This is a genomic window from Sulfurimonas sp. NWX79 (assembly GCF_039667035.1).
Taxonomy (GTDB): Bacteria; Campylobacterota; Campylobacteria; order Campylobacterales; family Sulfurimonadaceae; genus Sulfurimonas; species Sulfurimonas indica.
Genome location: NZ_JALCZL010000039.1, coordinates 1 through 5542 on the forward strand (window position 1 = coordinate 1; position 5542 = coordinate 5542).

General features: G+C 35.4%; 7 protein-coding genes and 1 tRNA gene. 3 read left to right on the forward strand and 5 right to left on the reverse strand.

All coding sequences use genetic code 11. The features are described 5' to 3' along the window. Positions 1-65 precede the first annotated feature (65 nt). The 4 genes from aat to MNY27_RS10650 are packed head-to-tail and all read right to left on the reverse strand — an operon-like array spanning position 66 to position 4532. Positions 66-812 carry a leucyl/phenylalanyl-tRNA--protein transferase gene (aat, locus tag MNY27_RS10635; RefSeq protein ID WP_346392315.1) on the reverse strand — a complete coding sequence of 249 codons (747 nt, stop codon included), beginning with the start codon at positions 810-812 and terminating at the stop codon, positions 66-68. Then, complete coding sequence (clpA, locus tag MNY27_RS10640) at positions 790-2991, reverse strand: ATP-dependent Clp protease ATP-binding subunit ClpA (RefSeq protein WP_152184948.1); 2202 nt, start codon at positions 2989-2991, stop codon at positions 790-792. Before clpA ends, aat begins: the two co-directional genes overlap by 23 nt. Before the next feature lie 3 nt (positions 2992-2994). Continuing rightward, the gene (locus MNY27_RS10645; RefSeq protein ID WP_152184943.1) at positions 2995-3294 is read right to left on the reverse strand and encodes an ATP-dependent Clp protease adaptor ClpS; all 300 of its coding nucleotides are present in this window, start codon (positions 3292-3294) and stop codon (positions 2995-2997) included. A gap of 2 nt (positions 3295-3296) precedes the next feature. Further along, positions 3297-4532, reverse strand: coding sequence for an aminotransferase class I/II-fold pyridoxal phosphate-dependent enzyme (locus tag MNY27_RS10650; protein WP_152184944.1), 1236 nt, complete (start codon positions 4530-4532; stop codon positions 3297-3299). 128 nt (positions 4533-4660) lie between these two features. On the opposite strand from MNY27_RS10650, the gene MNY27_RS10655 reads away from it, so the two are divergent. The 3 genes from MNY27_RS10655 (at position 4661) to MNY27_RS10665 (ending at position 5259) form a co-directional block, all read left to right on the forward strand. Beyond that, the gene (locus MNY27_RS10655; RefSeq protein WP_152184945.1) at positions 4661-4888 is read left to right on the forward strand and encodes a hypothetical protein; all 228 of its coding nucleotides are present in this window, start codon (positions 4661-4663) and stop codon (positions 4886-4888) included. 6 nt (positions 4889-4894) lie between these two features. Further along, the gene (locus MNY27_RS10660; RefSeq protein WP_152184946.1) at positions 4895-5119 is read left to right on the forward strand and encodes a hypothetical protein; all 225 of its coding nucleotides are present in this window, start codon (positions 4895-4897) and stop codon (positions 5117-5119) included. A gap of 63 nt (positions 5120-5182) precedes the next feature. Further along, positions 5183-5259, forward strand: a tRNA-Arg gene (locus MNY27_RS10665). Positions 5260-5295: 36 nt separating this feature from the next. On the opposite strand, the gene MNY27_RS10670 is transcribed toward MNY27_RS10665, so the two are convergent. Beyond that, the gene (locus MNY27_RS10670) at positions 5296-5439 is read right to left on the reverse strand and encodes a hypothetical protein (RefSeq protein WP_346392316.1); all 144 of its coding nucleotides are present in this window, start codon (positions 5437-5439) and stop codon (positions 5296-5298) included. Positions 5440-5542 lie beyond the last annotated feature (103 nt).

Genomic DNA, 5542 nt, shown 5'->3' on the forward strand with positions numbered 1-5542 from the left:
CTGTTTGAACTTTTTCATAAATAATTTTCCTCTTTTTTGGCGAAAAAAGGATAACTTATTTTCAGTTAACCCCTTCTTATCGCTTCTTCAAGAAAATTGCATTTATGATTTGAACTTAGGTTTAATAGACTTGGATTAATAGCCCAATCGTGATTTATTGTATCCATATTTGACTTTTGCAAGCGCATTAAAAAATAATCTCTTGCTACTTCTTTTGCACCTAAACTCTTTAAATGTTCAGTTGGTACCTGACAATCAACAAAATCATATCCCCATTTTTTTAAATGCCGAATTAAAACTGCATAAGCTGCTTTGGAAGCATCACGCTCATGAGTAAACATAGACTCTCCACAAAATACTCTTCCTATTACTAAACCATAAAGTCCACCAACAAGTTTTCCTTCTTTATTATAGCTCTCAACACTATGTGCTAATCCCATACCATGAAGTGTTTCAAATGATTCTATAAGTTCACTGTTAATCCATGAGCCATTTTGACCTTCACGTTTTGTTGTAGCACATTTTTGCATTACATCTTTAAAATTGGCATCAAATTTATAGCTGAACTTTTTCATACTTTTTTTGAGTGAGCGAGAAAGTTTAAAATCATCAAGTTCCATAATAAGTCTTGGATCGGTTGACCACCAAAGAATAGGGTCTTGTTGTGAATACCAAGGAAAGATACCATTTTGGTATGCTCGAATGAGACGAGAAGGATTAAGATCTCCACCCCAGGCTACGATGCCATCTTCATTGGCATCACGTGGATCTGGGAATGTTAAAGAGTGTTTATTTAGCTGTGGTAGGTACAAGTTCTAGCTCATGAAAATCTAGTTTTAGTTGATTGTCTACAGTATTTACCTCTACGCTTCCTCCATTTTTTAACTTACCAAAAAGAATTTCATCGCTGAGTTTATTGGTAATGTTATCCTGAATATATCTTTTAATAGGTCTTGCTCCCATCTCTTTAGAATAGGCACTTTCTACTATATGCTCAATAGCATTATCACTCAATGATATAGTGATTTTTTTCTTTTTGAGTTCATTATTTAAATCATTTATAAATTTGTGGACAATTCCCTTGACAGTCTCATGTGAGAGTTGTTTAAAATCAACTATTGCATCGAGTCTGTTTCTAAACTCTGGCGTGAAGAAAGCTTTTAATTCTTCATTTGCCGAGAGAGAATCATCTTTATTAAATCCCATAACACTGCGTGCAGTTGCTCCTATATTTGATGTCATAATCAAAATAACATTTTGAAAGTTTGCTTTGTAACCGTTATTATCTGTCAATGTTGCACTATCCATTATTTGCAATAAAATATTGACTAAGTCAGGATGTGCTTTCTCTATCTCATCAAGTAGGAGCACTGTATAAGGATGTTTTTTAATTGCTTCAGTAAGCAACCCACCCTGTTCATAGCCTACATATCCAGGAGGTGCACCAACAAGACGTGAGAGTACATGTTTTTCCATATATTCACTCATATCAAATTTTTCAAAATGAATACCGAGTGTAGAACTGAGTGCATGTGCGAGCTCTGTCTTACCTACACCTGTTGGTCCAGAAAATAAAAATGAAGCTATAGGTTTGTTTGGAGGTGTTAGACCAGCTTTTGATATTTTGATAGCTTGTGCAACAGCTTCAACAGCTCTGTCTTGACCGATAACACGAGTTTTTAATTTCTCTTCGAGATTTTGAAGTGCTATAGTTTCATCACTGTTCATTTTTCTGTTAGAGATTCCAATGATAGATGATATCGTTCTTTGAATGTCATTTGCACTTACTTTGACACGTTTGTTTTTCTTGAGATGAAATGATGCTGCAGTCTCATCTATAAGGTCAATAGCTTTATCTGGTAAAAATCTGTCTGTAATGTATCTTTTTGATAGGTTGACAGCAGTTTTTAGTGCTTTATTTGTATATTTAACTCCATGATGCTTTTCATACTTTTTTTGTAAACCTTTTAAAATAAGATAGCTTGTTTTTTCGGATGGTTCATTAATATCTACTTTGGAAAACCTTCTACTGAGAGCTTTATCTTTTTCAAAGCTATTACGATACTCTGCAAAAGTTGTTGCTCCCATACATTTTATCTCACCAGATGCCAGAGCCGGTTTGAGCTGGTTCGCTGCATCCATAGAACCACTAGTGCTACCTGCACCGATGAGCGTATGAATCTCGTCTATAAATAAAATGGCATTTGGAATCTTTTTAACTTCATCCATAATGCCTTTGAGGCGTTTTTCAAAATCACCTCTGTATTTTGTTCCTGCAAGCATTGCTCCTAAATCAAGTGCATAGAGTTCGGAATCTTGAATGATTTCTGGAACATCTCCTGCCACGATTTTTAGTGCTAATCCCTCGGCTATCGCAGTTTTTCCAACACCCGGTTCACCTACTAAAATGGGGTTGTTCTTCTTTCTTCGACAGAGAATTTGTGTAACACGCCTTATCTCTTTCTCGCGTCCGATAACAGGGTCAATTTTGCCTTCTCTGGCTTTTTCTAAGAGATTGATTGCATATTTTTGAAGATGTGACTCTTTTTCATTTGCATTTTTTTGGATGTCAGTATGTGAGATAACCTCCAAGATATCAAGTCTTGAGATTCCATACTCATTTAAAAGTGTATAAGCAAACGTATGTTCCTCTTCATAGAGAGCTGCAAGTAGATCACCTACATCGGCACTCTCTTGCCCTGCTGATTGGATATGGCGTACCATATTGTCAATGAGCCGTGAGAGAGCAACACTCTCATATGGTTCTTGATTGATGTTTTGTGGCAGTGTTTCAATATTTTCTTTGATGTATTTTGCAAGTTCTTCTTTCATTTTAGCTGTGTCTCCACCACAAGCTTCAATAATGGCCGCACCCTCGCTAGAGTTCAGAAGAAGATAAAAAACATGTTCAATGGTTAAATATTCATGATGAAGCTGTTTTGCAAAAAGAATTGATTTTTGAAAGATATCATTGAGTGTTGGACTGATCATCATTTACTCCTCTTCCATCGTGGCTTTGAGTGGAAAACCACTGTCTTTGGCACGACGAGTGACTTGCATCACCTTTGTTTCTGCTATTTCATGTGTATAGACACCACATAAGCCTCTTTCATGTTTGTGAACTTCAAGCATAATAGATTCTGCTTCTTCATAACTTTTATGAAAGATGCTCATTAAAATATCTATAACAAACTCCATAGATGTATAATCGTCATTTAGAAGATAAACTTTGTACTTTTTTGGATATTTTAAAGATGTCTCTTCATGGAGCTCATAATCAGTTCTTGTTCCCATAATTATTCTGCCGCCTTTAAAAAGTCTTCTATAATGTCTTGTGGATTTTCTAAACCTACAGAGACTCTGATAAGTCCATCTGTTATACCTAGGAACTTGCGAGTATCTGCATCAAAGTCACTATAAATTGTTGATGCCATATGCAGAGCCAATGTTCTACTGTCTCCAATGTTCGCTGTAATTGTTGCTAGTTTCGATTTGTTCAAAAACTCATACGCTTTTTCTTGTGAACCCATATCAATAGTAAAGAGTGTACCACATCCATTTTGAAACTGTTCTTTATATCTTGTATGATGTGGATGTGAAGCAAGTGATGGATGGTTGATATTCAAACCTTTCGCATCAAGTGCTTTTGTAATCTCTTCAACACTTGTAATAATTCTAGGAAGTCGAAGAGGCAGTGTTTCAAGTCCAAGCATTGTTTGGTAGCTGGCATGTGCATTGGCACTCATACCAAAGTCACGCAAGGCTCTTTTTTTTGCATTGGGAATCAATGCCATTTTTCCGATATTTTTGATAAACTTTTCTAAAAACGGATATCTGGAGCTTTTGAATTTATCATCTTCATCATTAATAGCTCGAAATACAACACAACCACCAAGGGCAGACGAGTTTCCTGTAATAATTTTCGTTGTTGAATAAACCACAATATCTGCACCGAGTTTTAAGGGTGAGATGCTCAGAGGTGTAATTGTATTATCAACGATAAGTGCTACACTGTGTTTATTTGCAATATCTGCAATACGCTTAATATCCGGCAGGCGCATATTTGGGTTGCCGACACTCTCTAAAAAGATTATTTTTGTGTTTTCTGTGATAGCATTTTCTATCGTTTCAAATTCATCTACATCAAAAAAAGAAGTTGAAATTCCAAAACGTGAAAGTGTTTCAGAAAAGAGTGAATAGGTACCACCAAAAAGCCCACCGATACTGATGATCTCATCTCCTGAAGCAAGCAGAGACATTGTTGCAAGTGTCGTTGCACCCATTCCTGAACTTGTTGCCACGGCACCAATACCACCATCCATTTGGCTCATAATTGATTCTAGCTTTGCTGTTGTAGGATTACCCATACGTGAGTAGAGAGGTTTTTTTACACTGCCGTTAAATATTCCTTCTGCAGTTTCTGGTGAGCCGTAGCCAAACGATGCTGATACAGTAATTGCAGGTGACACTGCACCCTCTTTATTCCCGACATTTTGGACAAATTGAGTAGAAAAATCTTCAAATATATTCATTTATAGTTTTACCTTATTTCATAGTAGATTAATTATAGCAAATTTGAGATAATAATTTTTCTATGTAGATTAATTATGCTAGAATTGTAAGAAATAAATTTATTAATTAATATGAGGATTTGTACTCCATGCAAAATCAGTCAGTTATCGAGAGATTAGATGAAAAAATCAACCAGATTTTACAAAAATGTGAAAACTTGAAAAATGAAAATGAGATAATGCGTAGTGAACTTATAACACTAAAAGCAGAACGTGAGATAAAAGATGCAGAGATTGAAAAGTTGATACAGACAAATAATGAAAAAGACCAAGAGATAGAAGAGATAGTAAATAAAATTGAAAGTGTATTGGGCTAAAGAGGGATGAGTAGAAAAATAGGTTTGCATATTGGAGGTCGAAGATTTGATGTCGATGTTGAAGAGAAGTTTGCAATATTTTTAGAGACGCAAATGCAAAAAGATTTTAATATGGAAGGCAATAATGATTTAAAAGCACTTCTACAAGCCTATGTACGTAAAAACCATGAACTCTATCTGCAAAATCAAGAAATAGAAGAAATTCTTAAAAAGATGGAAGATGATGAGTAAATTTTAGCGTAGTATAAGTTAAGAGTGCTATAATTTCACCCTCTTAAACAAGAGAAATGGTGTGCGCTCGTAGCTCAGCTGGATAGAGCACTGGTTTGCGGTACCAGCGGTCAGGAGTTCGAATCTCTTCGGGCGCACCATACTTTTTTTAAAAAACCCCTTTTTTACTTTATCAGTTAAACAACCAACGGAACAAACCTAAATCCGTAATGTTCTATAATATCGAGTTCTTCATTCTCTTTTTTTGTAATTTCGTAGATTGTATTTTTTACAGGTACAACAAGTTTTCCATTTATCTTTAATTGCGCCCATTCAACCAATAAATGCAATTTCCACCTCTTAATTATGCAGCCATTACTTTTGAAACTGTAGCATAAAAAACTTGAGCAGGAGTTTTAAAGCCAAGAGATTTTCGTGGTCTGT

What these genes read in the sequence shown, in the direction of transcription:
- clpA (WP_152184948.1), bottom strand. Translation starts at nt 2,991, where the DNA reads ATGATCAGTCCAACACTCAATGATATCTTTCAAAAATCAATTCTTTTT.
- MNY27_RS10645 (WP_152184943.1), bottom strand. Translation starts at nt 3,294, where the DNA reads ATGGGAACAAGAACTGATTATGAGCTCCATGAAGAGACATCTTTAAAA.
- MNY27_RS10650 (WP_152184944.1), bottom strand. Translation starts at nt 4,532, where the DNA reads ATGAATATATTTGAAGATTTTTCTACTCAATTTGTCCAAAATGTCGGG.
- MNY27_RS10655 (WP_152184945.1), top strand. Translation starts at nt 4,661, where the DNA reads ATGCAAAATCAGTCAGTTATCGAGAGATTAGATGAAAAAATCAACCAG.
- MNY27_RS10660 (WP_152184946.1), top strand. Translation starts at nt 4,895, where the DNA reads ATGAGTAGAAAAATAGGTTTGCATATTGGAGGTCGAAGATTTGATGTC.